This is a genomic window from Pseudomonas brassicacearum (genome assembly GCF_003732265.1).
Classification (GTDB): Bacteria; Pseudomonadota; Gammaproteobacteria; order Pseudomonadales; family Pseudomonadaceae; genus Aquipseudomonas; species Aquipseudomonas brassicacearum_D.
Map to the genome: position 1 here is coordinate 74914 of NZ_MOBK01000014.1, position 20475 is coordinate 95388.

The 20475-nt window shown below is 60.3% G+C and carries 17 protein-coding genes; 10 read left to right on the forward strand and 7 right to left on the reverse strand.

Annotated features, from left to right (window positions below; genetic code table 11):
- Window positions 1-70: 70 nt before the first annotated feature.
- The 4 genes from BK660_RS28155 to BK660_RS28175 all read right to left on the reverse strand — a co-directional run bounded on the left by BK660_RS28155 (window position 71) and on the right by BK660_RS28175 (window position 6192).
- On the reverse strand, window positions 71-622 hold the full coding sequence (locus BK660_RS28155; protein WP_123436100.1) for a DUF2889 domain-containing protein: 552 nt from the start codon (window positions 620-622) through the stop codon (window positions 71-73).
- A gap of 2 nt (window positions 623-624) precedes the next feature.
- Window positions 625-2406 carry an arylsulfatase gene (locus BK660_RS28160; protein ID WP_123436101.1) on the reverse strand — a complete coding sequence of 594 codons (1782 nt, stop codon included), beginning with the start codon at window positions 2404-2406 and terminating at the stop codon, window positions 625-627.
- Window positions 2407-2675: 269 nt separating this feature from the next.
- On the reverse strand, window positions 2676-4130 hold the full coding sequence (locus BK660_RS28170; RefSeq protein ID WP_123436102.1) for a coniferyl aldehyde dehydrogenase: 1455 nt from the start codon (window positions 4128-4130) through the stop codon (window positions 2676-2678).
- Window positions 4131-4140: 10 nt separating this feature from the next.
- The gene (locus BK660_RS28175; protein WP_123436103.1) at window positions 4141-6192 is read right to left on the reverse strand and encodes an alkyl/aryl-sulfatase; all 2052 of its coding nucleotides are present in this window, start codon (window positions 6190-6192) and stop codon (window positions 4141-4143) included.
- Between the two features lie 379 nt (window positions 6193-6571).
- Here BK660_RS28175 and BK660_RS28180 point away from each other — a divergent pair, with 379 nt between their 5' ends.
- The 5 genes from BK660_RS28180 to BK660_RS28200 all read left to right on the forward strand — a co-directional run bounded on the left by BK660_RS28180 (window position 6572) and on the right by BK660_RS28200 (window position 12282).
- The gene (locus tag BK660_RS28180) at window positions 6572-7357 is read left to right on the forward strand and encodes an enoyl-CoA hydratase/isomerase family protein (RefSeq protein ID WP_123436104.1); all 786 of its coding nucleotides are present in this window, start codon (window positions 6572-6574) and stop codon (window positions 7355-7357) included.
- Between the two features lie 33 nt (window positions 7358-7390).
- Window positions 7391-8638, forward strand: a complete 1248-nt coding sequence (locus BK660_RS28185; protein ID WP_123436105.1) for a thiolase family protein — start codon at window positions 7391-7393, stop codon at window positions 8636-8638.
- A gap of 10 nt (window positions 8639-8648) precedes the next feature.
- Complete coding sequence (locus tag BK660_RS28190; protein WP_123436106.1) at window positions 8649-9806, forward strand: acyl-CoA dehydrogenase family protein; 1158 nt, start codon at window positions 8649-8651, stop codon at window positions 9804-9806.
- Between the two features lie 72 nt (window positions 9807-9878).
- Window positions 9879-10655 (forward strand): SDR family NAD(P)-dependent oxidoreductase, encoded by a 777-nt coding sequence (locus tag BK660_RS28195; RefSeq protein WP_123436107.1) that lies wholly within the window; start codon window positions 9879-9881, stop codon window positions 10653-10655.
- A gap of 40 nt (window positions 10656-10695) precedes the next feature.
- Complete coding sequence (locus BK660_RS28200; protein ID WP_123436108.1) at window positions 10696-12282, forward strand: class I adenylate-forming enzyme family protein; 1587 nt, start codon at window positions 10696-10698, stop codon at window positions 12280-12282.
- A 133-nt stretch (window positions 12283-12415) separates the two neighbouring features.
- Here the strand turns inward: BK660_RS28200 and BK660_RS28205 are convergent, their stop codons facing one another.
- On the reverse strand, window positions 12416-13267 hold the full coding sequence (locus tag BK660_RS28205; RefSeq protein WP_123436109.1) for a hypothetical protein: 852 nt from the start codon (window positions 13265-13267) through the stop codon (window positions 12416-12418).
- A 16-nt stretch (window positions 13268-13283) separates the two neighbouring features.
- Window positions 13284-14102: a DUF2092 domain-containing protein gene (locus tag BK660_RS28210; RefSeq protein ID WP_123436110.1), complete on the reverse strand. Its 819-nt coding sequence runs from the start codon at window positions 14100-14102 to the stop codon at window positions 13284-13286.
- Window positions 14103-14422: 320 nt separating this feature from the next.
- Between BK660_RS28210 and BK660_RS28215 the strand changes: the two genes are divergently transcribed.
- Window positions 14423-15094, forward strand: coding sequence for a DUF3313 domain-containing protein (locus BK660_RS28215; RefSeq protein ID WP_123436111.1), 672 nt, complete (start codon window positions 14423-14425; stop codon window positions 15092-15094).
- A gap of 44 nt (window positions 15095-15138) precedes the next feature.
- A complete protein-coding gene (locus tag BK660_RS28220; RefSeq protein WP_123436112.1) occupies window positions 15139-15597 on the forward strand; it encodes a glycine zipper 2TM domain-containing protein in 459 nt (152 codons plus the stop codon).
- Window positions 15598-15606: 9 nt separating this feature from the next.
- Here the strand turns inward: BK660_RS28220 and BK660_RS28225 are convergent, their stop codons facing one another.
- Complete coding sequence (locus BK660_RS28225; protein WP_123436154.1) at window positions 15607-16419, reverse strand: transporter; 813 nt, start codon at window positions 16417-16419, stop codon at window positions 15607-15609.
- Window positions 16420-16647: 228 nt separating this feature from the next.
- Between BK660_RS28225 and BK660_RS28230 the strand changes: the two genes are divergently transcribed.
- The 3 genes from BK660_RS28230 to BK660_RS28240 all read left to right on the forward strand — a co-directional run bounded on the left by BK660_RS28230 (window position 16648) and on the right by BK660_RS28240 (window position 20332).
- A complete protein-coding gene (locus tag BK660_RS28230) occupies window positions 16648-18261 on the forward strand; it encodes an arylsulfatase (RefSeq protein WP_123436113.1) in 1614 nt (537 codons plus the stop codon).
- A gap of 77 nt (window positions 18262-18338) precedes the next feature.
- On the forward strand, window positions 18339-19607 hold the full coding sequence (locus BK660_RS28235; protein WP_123436114.1) for an OmpP1/FadL family transporter: 1269 nt from the start codon (window positions 18339-18341) through the stop codon (window positions 19605-19607).
- A gap of 50 nt (window positions 19608-19657) precedes the next feature.
- Entirely contained in the window at window positions 19658-20332 is a 675-nt protein-coding gene (locus tag BK660_RS28240; RefSeq protein ID WP_123436115.1) for a DUF3313 domain-containing protein, read from the forward strand.
- Window positions 20333-20475 lie beyond the last annotated feature (143 nt).

Sequence of the window (20475 nt, forward strand, 5' to 3'; positions counted from 1 at the left end):
GGCCCCTCTTCACCCAAAAAATAGAAGGGGACTGCTGCGCAGTCCAGCGGGAGCAAGCTCCCTCGCCACATCAGTCTTTCAGAAACACCGCAATTGGACTGTCCTCTCGCAACGCATGACAGGTGTTGAGCAACGCCCCCCTGGCATTGCGATAAGCATCGACATCCGCCGGCGTGCGCGGCGCGACCAATGAGCGCGCCATAGGAATGGTCTGGAACGCCGTGGTCGCGATCGGCAGCAACAACTCGGTCAAATGCACGCAACCGCCGATCCCGCCGAACAGCTCCTTGATCCGCCGCGAAAACCCCGGGCCGATGCGCTCACCTATCAACTTCTGATAACCCGGCATTGCCCCGCGACACTGGCTGGTGGGCACGTCCGGCATCGTTACCTGCACGTCCTGCACGATGAAGTCATCGTTCAGAGTCAGGCGTATCCACATGCCGTGGTACGTCTGGCCCGTTTCGACGGCGCGGCCTTCTGCAAGCGTCACCGGATGAGTCTTGCTGTCGCTCAGCCGCCCTTCGATATCCCACAAGCCATCGGCACGCAAGAATCCCTGGCACTCCACCGTGCGCCGGTGAATCAACCGGCGGCCGGATTCATCGAGTTTGTCAGTCATATTCAAGCTACCTGCTTGCGGCGACGACGACGACGGCGCCACACCAGCACGCCCACCAGCAACACCAGCACCGCCACCACGGGTGGCGCGGCAGCCCTGAGCTTGGGAATGACCACGTGTTTCAAGGCATACAACTGCCCCTGGTGCATGTAGTCATAACCGACTGGCATCGGCAGCACGCCATTGACCCGGGCGTACTCGGCGTAGTCGGCCTGCATGGCCACAAAGCGCTCGGGCATTTGCAGTTGCAGGTCGTTGACCTCACCGGGATCGGTGACGATGTTGTAGAGGTGCCATTGCTCGTTGCCCACGGGTTTGAGGCTTTTGACCAGTTTGTAATCGCCTTTGAACAGTGCAGCGCTGCCTGACAACTCATAGCCGATGGCCTGGTCTTCGGGGTGCACGCGGTCCGTGGCGCCGGTGAGTACCGGCACCAGGCTGTTGCCGATCATCGGTTCCACGGATCGCCCCTGAAACTGACCGTTCTGCACCGGCACTCCGGCCACTTCCAGCAAGGTCGGGGCAATGTCGGTGACATGGGTGAAAGCTTTGGTGATGTGATTGCTCTGGCTACCGGGGATACCGGCAACGATCAACGGCGTACGCAAGCCGCCCTCGCCGGCAAAGAACTTGTAGCCGCTCAACGGCGACGCAGCGGCGCTGGCCCAACTCGGGCCGATGCTGGTGAAGGCACCCTTGCTGCCCAGGCGATCGAGCTGACGGGTGTAGTTCATTTCCAGCCACAGCCGCAGGGCGGGGATGGCGTACGGGTCGGTGGGTTCGCTGCCGTTATCGGACAGGAACACGAACACGGTGTTGTCGTATTCGCCGGTGTCTTTCAGGTGCTGGATGAAGCGGCCGATTTCCTGGTCCATGGTTTCCGCCATGCCGGCGTAGACTTCCATGCGTCGCGCTTCGTAGCGTTTGTCATGTTCATCCAGTGCGTTCCAGTCAGCGGTACTGGCCATGGTCTGCATGCCGACACCCGCCGGGATCAGGCCCAGTTCCACCGCCTTGTCGCGGCGCTCGTTGCGCAATGCGGTCCAGCCAGCGTCATAGCGTCCCTGGTACTTGTCGATGATCGCCTTGGGTGCCTGGACCGGCACGTGGTTGGCCTGAAAGCCCAGGTAGGCGAAAAACGGCCTGCTGTCCTGCCGGTCTTTCTCGATGTATTCCAGCGCCTTGTCAACGATGAAGGTCGAGGAGTAATAGTCCTTGGGCAGATGCGCCGGATGGCCGTTCTCGAACCAGGCGGCCTTGTCGTACAGCGGCGCGTACGGTCGTTCTTCCCAGTTGTCCGAGCCGCTGTCGGCCTGGATGAACGAGCGGTCGAAACCACGGTTGTTCGGCAAGCTGTCCGGGGTTTTGCCCAAGTGCCATTTACCGGTGATGTAAGTGCGGTAACCGCCCTCCTTCAGCCGGCTGGCGACGGTGATCGCATTGTCGTTGAGCACACCGCTGTAACCGGGTTTGCCCAAGTGTTCTTCGGGCATGGTTTCCGGCATATTGCCGACACCGTTGCGGTGGTTGTCGACGCCGGTCAGCAGCATCGAACGCGTCGGCGAGCAGGAGGCCGTCACATGGAAATCGGAAAAGCGCACGCCTTCGCGGGCCAGGGTGTCGATGTTCGGCGTGGCGATTTCGCTGCCGAATGAACCGACATCACTGTAGCCCCAGTCGTCGGCGACCAGCACCACGATGTTCGGCTGTTTGGGGGCGGCGAAACATTGGGTGCCGAAGGTCAGGCAACACAGGGCCAGGGCAAGCGGCTTCAACGGGAGCATTCGCGGGTTCCTTTGTTTTTGTAGGAGTGAGCCTGCTCGCGATAGCGGTCTGTCAGTCAACATCTCTGTTGAATGTTCCGGCCCTATCGCGAGCAGGCTCACTCCTACAGGGGGAATTTCGTCTGTCACAAAAATCTATGTCCCACTGCGATCAAATGTGGGAGCGGGCTTGCTCGCGAAAGGGCCATCACATTCAATAAAGATGTTGACTGACACGCCGCCTTCGCGAGCAAGCCCGCTCCCACATTTTGATCTGTGTGTGGCTTGGGTCAGGGTTTCAATAGAGCGCCGATGACCCGGCGAAACAGTCGGCCGTACGGCGGGCGCAACAACCCCATCACATCAACCCGTGGCGGCGTGAACACCGAGCGCTCCAGGCTGAATGCCTTGAACCCGTATCCACCCCGATAACGACCAAACCCCGAATGCCCACACCCACCGAATGGCAAGTCAGTCTGAAACAAGTGCTGCATCACTTCATTGATGCACGCCCCCCCGGAATGGGTACGTTCCAGCACATGCTTCGCTTCCGCGCGGTTGTCACCGAAGTAATACAGGGCCAGGGGCCTTGGATGCGCATTGATGTATTCAAGCACTTCCTTGATATCGCGATAGCCGCGAATCGGCAGCAACGGGCCGAACACTTCTTCCTGCATCACCCGCGTCGAGTCCGGCGGATCAACCACCAGGGTCGGCGCGATCTTGCGTGAAGCGCTCAAGTCCTCGTTAGCCGGATTGACCTCGATCACCCTGACACAGTGTTCACGGGCGTCTTGCAGACAGGCTTGCATCCGCTGGTATTGCCCGGGCGTCGCCATGGCCGTGTAGTCCGGATTGTTCAGCAGCGTCGGGAACAGGCGCTGCATTTCGACCTGCATGAAGGTCAACAAGCGCTCGAGGTCGTCCTCGTGCACAAACACATAATCGGGGGCGATGCAGGCCTGCCCGGCGCTGACGCCCTTCCCGCCCCAGATGCGTTTGGCAGCGTTTTGCAGATCGGCGCCGCGACCGATGATGGTCGGCGACTTGCCGCCCAGTTCCAGAGTCAGTGGTGTCAGGTTTTCCGCCGCCGCACGCATCACCAACCGCCCGACCCGCGGGCTGCCGGTAAACACCAGGTGATCCAGCGGCAGCGCGGAAAACGCCGCGCCCAACTCGGCACCGCCGATAAAACCGGCCACTTCGGTGTCGTCGAACTGCCTGGCCAGCAATTCGATCAGCAGGCTGGCCGTGGCCGGCGACTGATCGGAAAACAGCAGAATCGCGCGGTTACCCGCCGCCAGCGCTTCGGCCAATGGCCCCAGCGCGATGGCAATCGGAAAATTCCACGGCGAGATGATGCCGATCGTGCCCAGCGGCTGAAAATGGATTTCAGCCTTGGCGCCCAACCAGCCGCTGCCCAGTTCGGCTTTACGGCGCTGCGGACGCATCCACTGGCGCACGCGATCACGCGCATATTTCAGGCCCTGTACCGGCAACAGCACATCCGCCAGCAGCGACTGATCGTGACTGCGCCAGGTGAAGTCCTTGGCCAGGGCGTCGCAGAGCGCTTGCTGGTTGTCCAGCAACAGGTTGATCACCCGGTTGATCCGCTCGATGCGCAGTTCGGCGGACGGCGGCCCCTCGGACAACGAGGCAGCCTGTTGACGGGCAAGCACCGCCGCGACCCGCGCCGAGGCCGGTACGAACAGCGCGTGCGCTTCATCAGCGAGAGGCAAGTTCATGGTCGTCATCCTATTGTGCAGGCGCATTGGGGCCGATCAATTCAAAGTCGGGCGAGAATTTGTCCAGCGAGCCCAATACGTCATAGACCGCGATCTTGCTGCCGTCGATCTTCAGCTGACCTTTGATCACCGCCTCAATCGGCGACAGCTTCTCCGCGAGAATGGCGTTCAGCGTTTCGCGAGTCAGGGACAGCGTGGCGTCGGCCTTGTCGGCGTTGTAATCAGGGACATAGGTCAACGCCGAGTTCTCCAGGTTGAGCATGTAGCGCTTGCCGTCAGGCCCGACATCGGTGAAGTTCCAGTTCAGGACAATGTGCTTGCCCTCGACATCCGGCGCCTTCAGGCGCACACCCAGGTAATCAAAAATGTTGTCGATAGTTAGCGAGCGCAGCATGTCCGGGCTGGCGGTGCGCAATGGCGAGGCGATTTTCTTGCCGCCGCTGCGTTGTTCCATGGCGGCCGCCAGGTAGCTGTTGCGTTCCACGGCCGACTCGGCCTGATAACCCAGTTGTTCCAGGGCATCGGCAGACAACTCGCGCGCGGCCTTGTTGTCCGGTTCGGCGAAGATCAAATGGCTCATGGCTTGCGCCACCCAACGGTACTGACCGTTGGCAAAGTCGGTGCGGGCATGGGCCAGCACGGCGTCGGCACCGCCGCCATACTCGACGAATTTCTTGCCGTAATCACCGTCGGACAAGGCATCCATGTTGGCTGGATTGGCGTCATACCAGCCCATGTATTGCTGATACACCGCCTTGGAGTTGCGCTGCACCGAGCCATAAAAACCATGGGTGAAGGTTTCACTGGCCAGGCTCGCCGGCACGTGGCTGCGCATGTATTCGGCAATCTCGACCGGCTTGTAGCCCTTGTTGATCAGGCGCAACGACTGGTCGTGCAGCCATTTGTACATGTCCCGTTGCTTGGACAGGTAGTTGACCACGCGCTCCTGGCCAAACACCGGCCAGCCATGCTGCCCCACCAGAACGTCGGCGCCGGGTGCGAACTGATGCAGCGCCTGGTTAAGGTATTTCGACCAGGCCAGGCCATCGCGAATAGACGCCCCGCGCAATGTCAGCAGTTGATGCTGGGTCGGCAGCGCCAGCTCACCGGTATCGAGCACTTTGAATTGCGGGAAGTAGTGGATGAACTCGGCTGGTGCTTCGGTGCCGGGTGCGAGCATGTTGACGATTTCGACGCCGTCGATGGTCAGGGTTTGCACCGGCTGGTCGAGTTCGAGAGTCGGCGGGATCAGGGTGATCGTGCCGTTGGACAAGGCCTTGGCGCCGCCGAGGTCAATCTGGCCCTGGGCGCTGCGTGGCAAGGTGGTGCCAAACTGGTACTCGGCACGACGGCTCATGGCGTTGCCGGCCATCACGTTCTCGGCCACCGCGTGTTCCATGAAGCCTGCCGGGGCAATGATCTGCACCTTGCCTGACTTCACGTCCGCTTCATCGACGATGCCTCGAATACCCGCGAAGTGATCGACGTGGCTGTGGTTGTAGAACACCGCGACCACCGGTTTGCGCGGCCGGTGCTGGTAATACAGCTCCAGCGAAGCGTGCGCCACCTCGGTCGCCAGGTTGCAGTCAATGATGATCAGGCCGGTCTTGCCTTCGATGATCGTCATGTTGGTCAGGTCGAGACCGCGCACCTGATAAAAACCGTCCGTGACCTTGAACAGCCCGTTGGACATGCTTTTGCGCGCCTGCTGCCACAGGCTCGGATTGACCGTGGCCGGCGCATTTGCGTTGTCGAGAAATTCGTAGCCTTTGAGGCTGTAGACCACGTGACCGTCGGCGGCGGTGGTCTCGGCGTCCGGCAGGCTGGCGATGAAACCGCGCTGGATGTCCGCTTCTACCAGCGGATCAACAGGCGGCATGCTGTGCGCGGTGTTCGCGTTGGCGGCGATGGTCGCCTCCGTCGCGGCTTTCTGGCCGCCCTGCCCGGCGCTGTTGTCGACCGCTTGCAGATGAAGGCCGCTTTGACCTCGCGACCATTGCAGCCCACCGACAATGCTGGCGGCCAACACTGACACCGTCAGCACTACACGGATTTTCTTCATCGCACGGTCTCTCTCTAATTGTTGTTCGAATACCGTTCCGATGGTGCAAGCAAGGCGCCCGGCTTGCTGGTCTTCTCAATCAATTCATCTGTCTTCACAGACCAGCCAACCCCCAATGTCACTGACTCATGAGGACCCACTGTGGGAGCCAGCCTGCTGGCGATAGCGGTCTGTCAGCCAACATCAATGTTGAATGAAAGACAGCCATCGCCAGCAGGCTGGCTCCCACAATGGATTGTGGTGGCTTGAGTTTCTGCGACAACCCTCTCCCCCTGCGGACAACCGCTTTCGTTGCAATGACCTGCGACAGCACCGCTTGCGTTCCTACTATCGGCCCATCAACAACGCCAATAGAGCGCAAACAATAAGGGGAGTTGTCATGAGTGATGATGTGCTGCTGTATGAAATCGTTGGCCCGGTGGCCCGCTTGACGCTCAATCGCCCACGAGCGATGAACGCGTTGAACCTGGCGACCCTCGCCGAGCTGGAACGCTGCCTCAACGACATCGCGCTCAACGATGAGCTGCGGGCGGTGATCCTCACCGGCACCGGCCCAGCCTTCTGCGCCGGCGCCGATCTGAAAGAAGTGTTGGCCGGCAGCAGCCTGCCCGCTGGCGAAGCCGACTTCCTCGACCGCGCCAATCAGGTCTTCGGTCAACTGCGTAACTTCCCCAAACCAGTGATCGCCGCCCTCAACGGCGTGACCATGGCCGGCGGCCTGGAACTGGCCATGTGCGCCGACATCGTGGTCGCCGCGCAATCCGCGACCCTGGCTGACGCCCATGCCAACTTCGGCGTGTTCCCTGGCGCTGGCGGCGCTGCCGTCCTGCCGCGCCTGATCCCGTTGAACATCGCGATGTACCTGCTGATGACCGGCAAATCCCTCTCGGCCACTGAAATGCAAGGCTACGGCCTGGTGTGCGAAGTCCACGCCGACGAAGAACTCGCCGAAGCCGCCGTAAAGCTCGCCAGGCAGATCGCCAAAAAGAGCCCGATCGCCCTGCGCCGCATGAAAGAAGTGGCTCGCGCCACGGCGGACAAATCTCGCGACGACGCCTTGCAGCACGAGCAAGTGGCGCTGCGCCAACACCTGCGCACCGCTGATTTCCAGGAAGGCCTGCAAGCCTTCGGCGAAAAACGCGCACCGAACTTCAAGGGCCGCTAGGCCACCACGCCCCCACACCTGCAGGAACAGACAATGAACGATATTTATGTAGTGGGCGTTGGCATGACGCCGTTTGGCCGATTGCTTGACCGCAGCGTCTACGACATGGTCGACGAAGCCGTGGGCCTGGCGTTGAAAGATGCCGGCGCCACCACCGAAGACGTCGGCTCGGTGTACTACAGCACCATGACCAACGGCATGCTGCAGGGTCAGACCGGTATTCCCGGCCCGATTGCCATGCGTCGTATCGGTATCGAAGGCGTACCGGTGTTCTCGGTCGAGAACGCCTGCGCTTCCGGCTCTTCGGCCTTCAACCTCGCCACCCTGGCCTTGCGTGCCGGCCAGTGCGACATCGCCCTCGCCGTCGGCGCCGAGAAAATGAACGTTCCGGACAAATCCAAGATGTTCGCGGTGTTCGATGGCGGCTGGGACGTGTCCACCGTCGAGCAGAACAAAGAGACCTTGCTCGCCATGGGTGAAGGCGTCGTACCGCCGCCGGGCACCGTTTCCGAGCGTCCGTACAGCGTGTTCATGGACGTGTATGCCGCCATCGCCCGTAACCACATGCTGCGTTACGGCACCACTCAGCGGCAGATCGCGGCTGTCGCGGCGAAGAACCACCAGCACTCGGTACACAACCCGCTGTCGCAGTTCCAGCAGCCTTTCAGTATCGACGAAGTACTGGCCTCGCCAGCAATCTGCTACCCGCTGACCACCCTGATGTGCTCGCCGATCAGTGACGGCGCGGCGGCTGTGCTGCTGTGCAACGCCGATGGCCTCAAGCGTTTGAAAAACGCCGGCGACCGTGCCGTTCGCGTACTCGCCAGCATCGTGCAGACCGGTACCAACCGTGGTCTGGATGAGCCGGAAAAAATCATCGCCCACCTCGCGGCGAAAAAAGCTTACGCCCAGGCCGGTGTGAATCCGTCCGACGTCGACGTCGCGGAAGTCCACGACGCCTCGGCCATCGGCGAAATCCTCAACGCCGAATCGCTGATGCTGGTGCCGTTCGGCGAAGGCGGCCCGGCTGCCGAGCGCGGTGATTTCACCGTTGGCGGCCGCATGCCGATCAACCCGTCCGGTGGTCTGGAATCCAAGGGCCACCCGATTGGCGCCACCGGCCTTGGGCAGATCCACGAACTGGTCACCCAATTGCGCGGTGAAGCCGGCAAGCGCCAGGTCGAAGGCGCACGCATTGCCATCCAGGAAAACGGTGGTGGCCTGTTCGGCATCGAAGAAGCCGTGGTCGCCGTCACCATCCTCGCTAACAAGAATATCTAAGGAGCCCCCCATGGGACACGTCATGCGCACCCCGGAACAACTCGAAGCCGTCGAGAGTTTCCGTCGTTTCCTGGCCGACAAGATCGACCCGGTGTTCAACAAGGAATACCGCGACAAGTTCATGCCGAAAGAGAAAATGGCCGAGATGATGCGCCAGCTCTCCGAGTTCGGCATGGTCAGCGGCGCCGTCAGCGAGGCCCATGGCGGCCTGGGCCTGGACTGGCCGACCATGACCATGCTGTTCGAAGAAGTCGCTGCCTGCTCGGTCGACCTGTCGACGCCGGTGGTCATCAACTCCTTCGGCGCGCAAATGCTGGAAAAACTCGCCCCGGATCACATCCGCGAACGTTACCTGCCGGGCCTGGTCAGCGGCGATTCGTTCGTCAGCGTCGGCATCTCGGAACCGGACGTCGGCTCCAACGTGCTGGAAATCAAGACCCGCGCCCGTCGCGACGGTGACGACTACATCATCACCGGCGAGAAAACCTGGATCAGCAACGGCTCGTACTCCGACTTCCTGATCTGCACCTGCCGCACCGGCGATGACCCACGCAAGGGCCTGACTCACTTCCTGCTCGACCGCAAAGAACACCCGTACGAAGTGCAGAACATCCACAAGATGGCCTGGAACAGCCAGTCCACCGCGCAGATCTTCCTCAACGACGTGCGCGTTCCGGCCAGCAACATCATCGGCGGCGAAGGCCAGGCCCTGAAAAACACCCTGTCGTTCTTCGAGCGCTCCCGCGTGTTCGTGGCCGCTCAAGGCCTGGGCATCGGCCGTCGCGCACTGGAAGAAGCCGTGCGTTACGCCAAAGAGCGCAAGCAACACGGCAAAGTGATCGCCGGTCACCAGTTGATCAGCGGCATGCTCGCGGAAATGGCCACCAACGTTGACGCCGCCCGCCTGCTCACCTACCGCGCCGCCGAGATGATCGGTTCCGGCATCCCGGCCGAAATGGAAGCCGCGATGGCCAAGTACTTCGCCTGCGAAATGGCGGTGACTGTCGCCCGTCAAGCCGTGCAGATCCACGGCGGCGCCGGTGTGACCACCGACTTCCTGGTCGAGAAACTGGCCCGCGAAGCCATCATCGTGCCGATTCCGGAAGGCACCTCGCAGATCCAGCAACTGATCATTGGCCGCGCCCTGACCGGGGTCAACGCGTTCTGATCAACCGTTCGTTCCACTCCTAACAATAACAACCCGGTCCCATTGGACCGGGCAGCGAACAAGGACACTTTCATGCGTATTCAAGACAAAGTTATCGTAATCACTGGCGGCGCTTCGGGCCTGGGCCTGGCGACTGCGCATTACATGGCCGGCGAAAAAGGCGCCCGCGTGGCGATTTTCGACCTGAACATCGAAGCCGGCGAAAAAGCCGTGGCCAGCATTGGCGGCGATCGCGCAATGTTCGTGCAAACCGACGTCAGCGACGAAGCCTCGGTGCAAAACGCCGTCAACGCGGTGATTGCCAAGTTTGGTGCAATCCACGTCTGCATCAACGGCGCCGCCGTGCCGAACGGTTTCAAGGTCCTGGGCCGCGAAGGCAAGGCAGCACCGCTGTCGAAGTTCGCCTTGGCGACTGCGATCAACCTCAACGGCGTGTTCAACGTCATGTCCAAGTGCGCCGAGCACATGGCTAACAACGAAGCCGAAGCCGGCGAAGAACGCGGCGTGGTGATCAACGTGTCGTCCGGCGCTGCCTATGAAGGCCAGGTCGGTCAGTGCGCCTACGCGGCCACCAAGGCTGGCGTGATCGGCATGAACATGCCGGCCGCCCGTGAACTGGGCGAGATTGGTGTGCGCGTCAACGCCATCGCGCCGGGCCTGTTCCTGACCACCATGGTTGCCGGTCTCGACGAGAAGATTCTCAACTCGCTGAAAGAGCAGATGGAATCGCCGAAACGCCTGGGTGACATGCGTGAGTTCGCACATTGCTGCGCGTTCCTGATCGAAAACGCCTACGTCAACGGCGAGACCATCCGCCTGGATGCCGCCTCGCGCATGCGTGCCCGATAACTCGCCCTACGGTCTTCTGGAGCTATTGGAGCGGTCCACCATGAAAATGAACTTTAGCCGGGTCATGCGCTTGCTCGCGTTGCGTCATCGCGACCAGGAAGCCATCGTCAACATCGAGCGCAATCGGCGCTACACCTACGAGCAGTACCACCTGCTGACCAACCGTATCGCCGATGTCCTGCGCTCGATGTTGCACGTGCGCGCAGGCGAACGCTTCATGCTGATCCTGGAAAACGACAACCTCAGCCTGATGATGTTTCCCAGCACCTTCAAGCAGGAAGGCACGGTGGTCATGACCAACCTGCGCGATCCGCTCGAAGAGCATTCGCGTCAGGTCGATCTGGTCAATCCTCGCGTGGTGTTTATCGAAACCCGCTTGCTGGACAGCTACTACGGCATGTTGCGCCACCGTGGTTGCGAGATCGTGGTGATGGACCCGCCCACGGCCGAGCAAGCCAGCCTGCCGGGCGTTCACAGCTTCTGGTCGTTGGTGGACGCCGCGTCCGATCTCGACAACGATGTGAGCCTCGATACCGACGAGCACATTTGCATGTTGCGCTTCACCGGTGGCACCACCGGCAAGGGCAAGTGCGCGATGTATTCCATCGACAACTGGATGGCCTGCCGTGACGCGGCGTTCATCAACACCGATCTGGGCTTGAATAGCGCCACTCGGCTGTTGCATGTGTCGCCGCTGTCCCACGGCACGATCATGCTGTTCTTCCCGACGTTCTACGGCGGTGGCACCAACCTGACCATGAACCAGCTGGACATGGAAGCCTGGCGCCAGCAAGTCGAAAAGGAGCGTGTGACCCACTCGTTCCTGGTGCCGACCGTGCTGTATCGCTTGCTGGAAATGCAACGCGCCGCACCCAAGGACTTCTCCTCGCTGAGTACCTTGATCTACGGCGCCGCACCGATGAGCCCGGACAAACTGGGCGAACTGGTGGAATGCTTCGGGCAGATTTTTGTCCAGGGCTACGCCGCCACCGAAGCACCGATGCTCATCGCTGCGCTCGACAAAGCCTCGCACCAGCCAGGCAATGCCACCTCGTTGCAACGCTTGTCGTCGGCCGGTCGTCCGACCCCTGGTGTCGAAGTGTTTATCGCCGATACGGACGGCACGCCGTTGCCGATCGGTGAAACCGGTGAGATCCGCATTCGCTGCAAAGCGGTGATCAAGGGTTACTACGAGAATCCGGAAGCAACCGCCGCCGAATTCGAGGACGGTGCGTGGAAATCCGGTGACCTGGGCTACATCGACCACAACGGTTTCCTGTACATCGTCGACCGGCTCAAGGACATGATCATCAGCGGCGGTTTCAACGTTTATGCGGTGGAAGTCGAAGCAGCACTGGCGGCACATCCGTCGGTACTGATGGCGGCCGTGGTCGGTATTCCGCATGCCGAATGGGGCGAAGCGGTGCATGCCGAAGTCATCCTGCGTCAGGGCGAATCCGTCACTTGTGAAGAGTTGATTGCCCAGACCCGCACGCGACTGGGCGGCTACAAGGCGCCGAAAACGCTGGTGTTCGTGGATGAGTTGCCGCTTTCGGTGGTCGGTAAGGTGCTGCGCCGGCAAGTGCGGGAAAAGTACTGGAAGGGATCGTTGCGCAACGTCAGCTGAACCTCAGCCAACGAACATCCCCTGTAGGAGCGAGCCTGCTCGCGATGGCGTCCGTACATTCAACATTGATGTGACTGACAGACCGCTTTCGCGAGCAGGCTCGCTCCCACAGGGGTTGGTGGTGGTTGGAGAATCAAGGCGCTGGCACCACGGTGTAGAAAACACCGTTGGCGCCATAGGCAGGTCGCAGCCAGGAAGTGCCGCATTCGTAGAATGTGCCTTGGGTCATCGTGCGCAAGCCACATCCCGCTGGCAGGTTGGCAAAGGTCGCACCGATGGGCATTGTCGGCGGTGCCGTGGCCACCATCCCGGCGTTATAGCCCGAGCCGTAAGCGTTGGCATTGGCATTCTGTTCGGCCGCCGTCGCTACCGTCGCCCCCACCACCGCACCCGCCGCAGCGGCAGCTGCCGGATTCACACCCTCGTTGTAACCACAGTTATAGCAACCGCTGCTGGCCACCACTGCAGTTGGCGGATGGTAGTAGGCCGTTCCGTAAGGAACCGGATGGTAAACGTCCGTGGTCGTGCCATATCCCGGCGGATGGTAAGCCGTCGTGCCATAGCCATCGGAGTGGTAGCCCGCAGCAGTAGCACCGTTTTCACCTTGCGCGTGCCAGGCGCCCTCCCCGCCGGAAGCCGTTCCGCCTTCTGCACCCGTACCGTGCCAGGACCCTTCGCCACCGGAGGCAGTCCCCCCGGCTTCAGTTCTGCCGCTCCAGCTACCCTCGCCACCGGACGCTGAACCGCCTTTATAACCGGACCCGCTCCAACTGCCATCACCGCCGGAAGCCGAGCCGCCGCGATTGCTTTCGCCACTCCAACTGCCACCGCCGCCCGACGCCGAGCCGAAATCTCCGGAGTGACTCCATGAGCCACCACCGCCAGAAGAATGGCCCCAGGCCGACGCGCGCGACCAGGCTGCCGCCTCGTTACAGGTCAGTGCCCCAACCAAAAGGCCAGCGAACATCAAGGTAGATCTGTTCATGATTCAGCCTCCTCGTTCAGGGGTTTGCCACGGGCTCTTTAACGCCTTTCGGGGCGCTCAGGCCGCGCGGCGGGGCAAATTGAATCCGATGAGCCGTCTCGATATGGTCAGGCTTGAAAAAATCCGCCGACATATCCGAACTGAGCTTCCAGTCACTGAACTCGACCTGATGCCGGGACTGGGTTGGGTCCTCGAGAAACACTGCGCGCAACATGCGCGGCAGCTTGTCTTCAGTACCGATCCAGGCCTGGACGAACACACTGTCGTTCGTATAAGCAATCACATCGGTGGTGGTATCGCCGACCACCGTGGATTGACCGATGTAAAACGCCACGCGCATGTCCTCGGCCAAATCTTTATAGGGGTCCGCGACGATGACGTCGGTAAACGGGAAATAGATCGCGGCCCGTCGGTACGCAGCCTCTAGCGTCGCATCGATGGTCGGTGGCGCATCCGCTTGTGCGAGCAGATTGTCTTTGCGTTCATAGGCATAGGCTTTCTTGCCATCGTAATAGAACTCGGTGGGCGGGCCATCGCCCGAGGTCAACACTCGCAGGCGATCCGGGCGCTGCAGGTTGACCAGCGCCACCGTGCTGTAAGCCAGGGGCGGCCCCAGACGACTGGGTTTTTCGTAGGTGGTGACCGCTTTGAAACTCAGGCCCTGAGTGCCGGTCAGCCGGGCGCTCATGGCTTTGAGAATATCCAGCGCCTTGGGCTCCAGTTGCGTCGCGGGTGCGTCGGTGGCTGGCGCCTGTGCGGCAAACAACGGGGTCGCGAACGCAGCGATAACAACGCTGAGCGAGAGCCAGCGGACATGTTGTTGGAGCGTGGGCATCGGTTGTTCTCCGCAGAGAGAGGTCAGGCGTTGAACGCCTGGCGACGGATATGACGTCGCAACGAATTCATCTTCCGATGAACACGCTTCGATGATTCATGCCTTGCACCGGTTTGCAGTCATGGGCTCCGGATACATCAGCAAAGCTCAGTTTTGTGGCATTCGCCATTCCATCGAGAAGAATTCGGACGATTCCCGGCAGGATTCATCGGCGCACAAGGCATTGCGCTGGAAATTTCAGCATTGCTACCTACGCTCTCCGCAACGCTATTGAGATTTCTACCGAACAGTTCGACTTTCTCCATGGAGCACACACCACCATGAATCCGTCCCGAAACCTCCTTATCGGCGCCGCGTTGGCCGGCCTTCTGCTCGGTGGTTGCACCTCCAAGGTCACCGAGTCGACGCAATACTCCGGTTTCCTGTCGAGTTACAGCGATCTGAAGGAATTCGATACCCCCAGCGGGGGCAAGGCCATGCGCTGGATCAGCCCGTCGTGGGACTCGAACGCCTACGACACCGTGGCCTTCAACAAGCTGGAGTTCTACCCCGCGCCCAAACCCAATGAGCGGGTCAACCAGCAGACGCTGACCGATATCCAGAACTACATGACCAGCAAAACCAAAGCCACGCTGGGCACCAAATACCGGGTGGTCACCAATCCGGCGTCAGCCGGTTCCAGGACCTTGATCCTGCGCGCGGCCATCACCGGGGTCAGCGCCTCGAACGAGGGCATGAAATGGTATGAAGTGGTGCCCATCGCGGCTGTCGTCGGCGCGACTCAAGCGGCCACCGGTCACCGTGACCAGGACACCGAGCTGTATATCGAGGCTGAGTTCGTCGACGCCAGAACCAACCAGACCGTGGGCCGAGTCGTGCGCAAAGTGTTTGGCACCACACTGGAAAACGAAAGCCAGCAAGTCACGGCCAAGGATTTCAAAGTGGCGATCGACAAGCTGAACGCGGATCTCTGGGCGTTCATCCGCAGTTGAGACCTGTTTGAACTGTTGTTTACGACCCTGAAGAGGTACACAGCATGAAAGCAATCCTGTCCTGGATGACCGTCACGATGGCGGCTGTGTTGATCAGCGCCTGCTCAGCCGTGGGCTCAACCGATGGCGGTGCCGGCGAGATCGAGATTCGCTCAGGCAAGATCGAGCAGATCACGCTGACGCAGATGCAGACCAATCACGACAGTGGCGTCGGCGCCGTACTCGGTGGCCTTGGCGGTCTCGGTATCGGCAGCCTGATCGGTCATGGCACCGGGCGCGATGTCGCCATGGTTGCCGGTGCGCTGGCCGGTGCGGTCGGCGGCAATTACGCCGAGAAGAAAAAGTATGACCAACCGGTAGAAGCACAACAGATCATCGTGCGGGTCAGAAGTGGCGTGCTGGTGTCGGTGACCCAGCCGATCAATCCGTCCTTGGGTAAAGGCATGAACGTGTATATCCAGGGCTCAGGCAATGACGCCCGTGTGGTACCGCAAGGCAGTTAATGCGCGACCTCACTTGGGAAACAGCAACGTAATCGCCGCGCGTAGTCCCCAGCCGCGCGCACCATCTTCAGGACTGTCGGCCCAGTAGCGCGGGCCGACTTGAAGGGTCAGTGGCTGGCCTCCCAACTTGAGCAACTGAGTCACCGTGGCGTTGACCGGGACCGCCCATTCCTTGGTCTGCCAGTTGTAGATCGATTCGGTGTTAACGCCAAACGTGGTGTAGGTGTGCGTGGTGTACGACCAGAAGGGTTGCAAGTACGTCTGGTTGACCTTGGCTGCATTGGACTGCTCGCCGCTCAGGCTCCAGATGTGATTGGCGAGGATGCCCCGGGTCCAGCCGTTAGATTGTTTCAACGCCACGACGGTCGGCCCGGCACCCCACTGCCGACTGCTCAACAACCTGTCACTTCCCGTGGGAATCAGCAACGCCGGCCCGGCGCCGAGAATCCAGCCGCTGGCCGTCGGCTCCTTGGGCGAAAAGAAAAAGCTTTGGGTCACATCGCCAATGCCGGACTTGTCCGCCGCGCCGTCTGGCGCCAGGCCATGCTGGTCAATCACCGGCAGGATCGTGCGGGAGATCAGGTTCCAGTGGTCATTCAATTCGAAGGGCAGCACCGGCTGGATATTGGTCACGCTGTGCATGCCCTCCCCGGTGGGTCCCATCTTCTGATCCCAGGTGTACTGGATCGGCAGGCTGTACATGGCCGCGACCGGATTCAGCGATTTTTTCACCAGTTCGGCGTCCTCCTCCGCGTGAACACTCCCCGCCCCGAGGAACAGGGCACACGGCAACAGGTAATGCGCAGTTCGCAGGCTCGGCATGTTCAAGCACCCCAGTGGTTTGAGCATGAGCAAAGCGCAGTTTTATGGCGCTCGCCATTCAATCGCTGAACAAATCGAAAATTCCTGGAAGGTTTCGCGTCTTTTTAGATAGCTATTTCTGGATATTTCGCAGTTTCTACCTACGCTCTTCGCGGGGGGATCCAACATTTCAGGAGAAGCCGGGGAGCTTCTTTTCAGCGTGCTCACAGCGGTACACAGGATCTCGACATGAACCGGAAAAAAATATTCTCCGCACTCGCCACACCCATACTGTTGTCCGCAATGTATATCCCCGGTATGTCTTACGCCGCCGATAAGCCACCCAACATTTTGGTGATCATGGGCGACGATATTGGCTGGTCCAACATCGGCGTCTACAACCAGGGCATGATGGCCGGTCGCACCCCCCATCTCGACCAGCTCGCCAATGAGGGCATGCGTTTTACCGATTATTACGCCGAGGCCAGTTGTACGGCCGGGCGCGCCAACTTCATCACCGGTGAACTGCCGATCCGTACTGGCATGACCACCGTCGGCCAGGCCGGGTCGCCCATCGGTATTCCCGCCGAAGCCGTGACCATCGCCACCGCCCTGAAGTCCATGGGTTACGCCACCGGCCAGTTCGGCAAGAACCACTTGGGCGATTTGAACGAATTCCTGCCGACCGTCCACGGTTTTGACGAGTTCTTCGGTTACCTCTATCACCTCGACGCCATGGAAGACCCGGCGCACCCCAACTATCCGAAGGAACTGCTGGACAAGGTCGGTCCGCGCAACATGGTCCACAGTTGGGCCACCGCCACCGATGACAGCACCGTCATGCCACGCTGGGGCAAGGTCGGCAAACAGAAAATCGAAGACGCCGGCACCCTGTATCCAGAGCGGATGAAAACCGTCGACGATGAAATTCGCGACAAGACCTTCACCTTCATCGACAAGGCCAAGCAGGACAACAAACCGTTCTTCGTCTGGTTGAACCCGACCCGCATGCACATCGTTACCCACCTCTCCGACAAGTACGAAGCCATGCGCAATGCAGAAAACGGCTGGTCGGAACAGGAAGCCGGCATGGCACAACTCGATGACGTCGTTGGCGATGTCATGGCCAAGCTGAAAAAAGACGGGCTGGATGACAACACCATCGTCATTTTCACCACCGACAATGGCGCGGAAAACTTCACCTGGCCGGACGGTGGTACCACCCCGTTTGCGATGGGCAAAGGTACGGTGATGGAAGGCGGTTTCCGGGTACCTGCCATCGTTCGCTGGCCGGGCAAGGTGCCGGCTAACACGGTGGGCAACGGCATCATGTCGGGGATGGACTGGTTCCCGACTCTGGTCGCCGCGGCAGGCAACCCGAACATCACCACGGAACTGCTCAAGGGCAAACAACTGGGCGACACGACCTACAAAGTCCATTTGGATGGCTATGATCAGACACCAATGATTACCGGCAAAGGCCCGTCAAACCGGCATGAAATCTTCTACTTTGGAGAGAGCGCGTTGGGTGCAGTGCGCATTGATGATTACAAGTATCGCTTCATTGACCAGCCTGGCGGATGGATGGGGGCCAAGGTACCGATGGATGTACCGATCCTGACCAACCTTCGTCTCGACCCGTTCGAACGCATGGGCTGGCCGGAAAATCAGTCAGCACAGGGCTCCCAACAGTACTTCGACTGGTTCAAGTTCCAGTTCTGGCGCTTTGTGTTTGTCCAGCAACAAGTGGCCAAACTGGCTGAAACCGCGATCGAGTTCCCGCCGATGCAAAAAGGCGCGAGCTTCAACCTCGATTCGGTCAAGGCCAAGATCGCAGCGGCTCGGGCGGAGATGGCCAAGTAGGTTCAGCGAATCACGGGCGGCCGCACTGGCCGCCCGTTTTCTCTGACGGACGTTTATTGACGCAATAAGGAATTGGTATGCAGATAAAAACCTCCGCCCTCCCCGCCGCCACCGTGCTCGCCCTGTGCTGCCAGCAAGCCTGGGCCGGCGGCATCATGCTTTACGAAATCGGCACGGACAACACCGGCCTGGCCAATGCCGGCGCCGCCGCCCGCGCTCAAGGCCCCTCGACCATCGCCAGTAACCCGGCGGGCATGAGCTACCTGCCAGGCACGCAGATCACCGGCGGTTTGCAAGTGCTTTACGGTGACCTGTCCTTTGATCGCGATTCCGGAACCAACACCCCAGGCAGCGGCAGTGGCAACGCCCTCGACCCGATTCCTGGCGGCAGCTTCTTCATCACCCATGAACTCGACGATCACTGGAGCGTCGGTTTCGGCCAGTACGGCGATTTCGGCCTGGCAGTCAATTACGACAACGACTGGTCCGGGCGCTATTTCACGCAAAACTCCAGCCTGCTGGGTTTATCGCTGGTGCCCAGCGTAGCGTATCGCTTCAATGAGCAATGGTCGGTGGGTGTGGGCGTCAAAGCCATGTACGGCATGTTGCAGGCGGATACCGCCATTGATCGAAACCCTCTGGGTTTCGACGACCGCACCGACGGCCAGTACAAATACAAGGACGGCACGTGGGGCTACGGCGCTAACGTCGGGGTGATCTATGCCCCGCAAGTCGGGACGCGCATTGGCCTGACTTATACCAGCAAGGTCGATCTGGATTTCGAAGACCGGCTGAATGTGAAAGGCGACGGCCGCCTGCTGGATCGCATCAACAACACCAATACCAAACTCGACATGACGGTGCCGCAAACCGTCACCTTGAGCCTGTATCAACAACTGGACCGGCAATGGGCGTTGCTGGCTTCGGCCAACTGGCAGGACTGGTCGCAATTCGGCGAAATCGGGGTAGAGGTCGAAACCACGGCAGCCGGGGCGCAATCGACAACGATCGATGCCCACTTCAAGGACACCTGGCACCTCTCCCTTGGCGCGCAATACCAGGCCACCGAGCAATGGCTGTGGAACGTCGGTGTGGCGTACGACAGCAGTGCCGTTTCCGACAGCAATCGCAGCGTCATCGTGCCGATGAACGAAAGCTGGCGCATTGCGACAGGAGCCACCTATGCTCTTAACAAAGACACCGACGTGAACGTCAGTTGGGCCATGGTTTGGCTCGGTGACATGCCCGTCGACCAGACCAAAACCGTTTCGGGCACTCGAGTCTCTGGTCAATTCGACAATGCCTGGATACAAGCGCTGACCGGGAATATGACTTGGCGTTTTTGATGTGTAGTTAATGAAAAAAAAATGACTCAAACCATGGAGTAAAAACCACTATGAATCTGTCCCGAAACCTGTTCATCGGTGCGGCATTGACCGGCGTCTTGTTGAGCGGTTGTACCTCAAAAGTTACAGAGAAGGAGCAGTACTCCGGCTACCTGTCCAGTTACAACAACCTGCAAGAAGTCGAAACGCCGAGCGGTGGCACGGCGATGCGCTGGGTGAGCCCGTCGTGGAACCCGAATGCGTATGACACCGTGGCGTTCACCAAGCTGGAACTCTATCCAGCGCCGAAACCCAATGAGCGGGTGAATCAGCAGACGCTGACCGATCTCCAGAGCTACATGACCAGCAAAGCCAAAGCCACGCTGGGCACGAAGTACCGGATTGTGCCCAACACCGCGGCAGCACCGGCGGGTTCTAAAACGTTGGTCATGCGCGCGGCAATCACTGGGGTCAGCGCTTCGAATGAAGGCATGCAGTGGTATGAAATCCTGCCGATCACAGCGGTTGTAGGGGCGACACAAGCGGCCACCGGTCACCGCGACCAAGACACCGAAATGTATATCGAAGCCGAATTGGTCGACGCCAAAACCAATCAGACCGTGGCCCGAGTGGTCCGCAAGATATTCGGCAAATCCCTGGAAAATGAAAGCCAGAAAGTCACCGCCAAGGATTTCAAAGTGGCCATCGACAAGCTGACCTCTGATCTCCAGGCGTTTATCAGGTAATGCCAGCCAGTTAAGCCGTGACACTGAACCTGTGGCGAGGGAGCTTGCTCCCGCTGGGTCATGAAGTGGCCCCAAAATATGGGCCTGCTTCGCAGTCCAGCGGGAGCAAACTCCCTCGTCACAGGTAATCAGCGCGGCAACCT

Bases quoted from the DNA above. Each gene is read 5' to 3' on its own strand.
- BK660_RS28155 (WP_123436100.1), bottom strand. From the start codon at position 622: ATGACTGACAAACTCGATGAATCCGGCCGCCGGTTGATTCACCGGCGC.
- BK660_RS28210 (WP_123436110.1), bottom strand. From the start codon at position 14,102: ATGCCCACGCTCCAACAACATGTCCGCTGGCTCTCGCTCAGCGTTGTT.
- BK660_RS28170 (WP_123436102.1), bottom strand. From the start codon at position 4,130: ATGAACTTGCCTCTCGCTGATGAAGCGCACGCGCTGTTCGTACCGGCC.
- BK660_RS28160 (WP_123436101.1), bottom strand. From the start codon at position 2,406: ATGCTCCCGTTGAAGCCGCTTGCCCTGGCCCTGTGTTGCCTGACCTTC.
- BK660_RS28175 (WP_123436103.1), bottom strand. From the start codon at position 6,192: ATGAAGAAAATCCGTGTAGTGCTGACGGTGTCAGTGTTGGCCGCCAGC.
- BK660_RS28220 (WP_123436112.1), top strand. From the start codon at position 15,139: ATGAAAGCAATCCTGTCCTGGATGACCGTCACGATGGCGGCTGTGTTG.
- BK660_RS28230 (WP_123436113.1), top strand. From the start codon at position 16,648: ATGAACCGGAAAAAAATATTCTCCGCACTCGCCACACCCATACTGTTG.
- BK660_RS28235 (WP_123436114.1), top strand. From the start codon at position 18,339: ATGCAGATAAAAACCTCCGCCCTCCCCGCCGCCACCGTGCTCGCCCTG.
- BK660_RS28195 (WP_123436107.1), top strand. From the start codon at position 9,879: ATGCGTATTCAAGACAAAGTTATCGTAATCACTGGCGGCGCTTCGGGC.
- BK660_RS28185 (WP_123436105.1), top strand. From the start codon at position 7,391: ATGAACGATATTTATGTAGTGGGCGTTGGCATGACGCCGTTTGGCCGA.
- BK660_RS28190 (WP_123436106.1), top strand. From the start codon at position 8,649: ATGGGACACGTCATGCGCACCCCGGAACAACTCGAAGCCGTCGAGAGT.
- BK660_RS28205 (WP_123436109.1), bottom strand. From the start codon at position 13,267: ATGAACAGATCTACCTTGATGTTCGCTGGCCTTTTGGTTGGGGCACTG.
- BK660_RS28225 (WP_123436154.1), bottom strand. From the start codon at position 16,419: ATGCCGAGCCTGCGAACTGCGCATTACCTGTTGCCGTGTGCCCTGTTC.
- BK660_RS28215 (WP_123436111.1), top strand. From the start codon at position 14,423: ATGAATCCGTCCCGAAACCTCCTTATCGGCGCCGCGTTGGCCGGCCTT.
- BK660_RS28240 (WP_123436115.1), top strand. From the start codon at position 19,658: ATGAATCTGTCCCGAAACCTGTTCATCGGTGCGGCATTGACCGGCGTC.
- BK660_RS28180 (WP_123436104.1), top strand. From the start codon at position 6,572: ATGAGTGATGATGTGCTGCTGTATGAAATCGTTGGCCCGGTGGCCCGC.
- BK660_RS28200 (WP_123436108.1), top strand. From the start codon at position 10,696: ATGAAAATGAACTTTAGCCGGGTCATGCGCTTGCTCGCGTTGCGTCAT.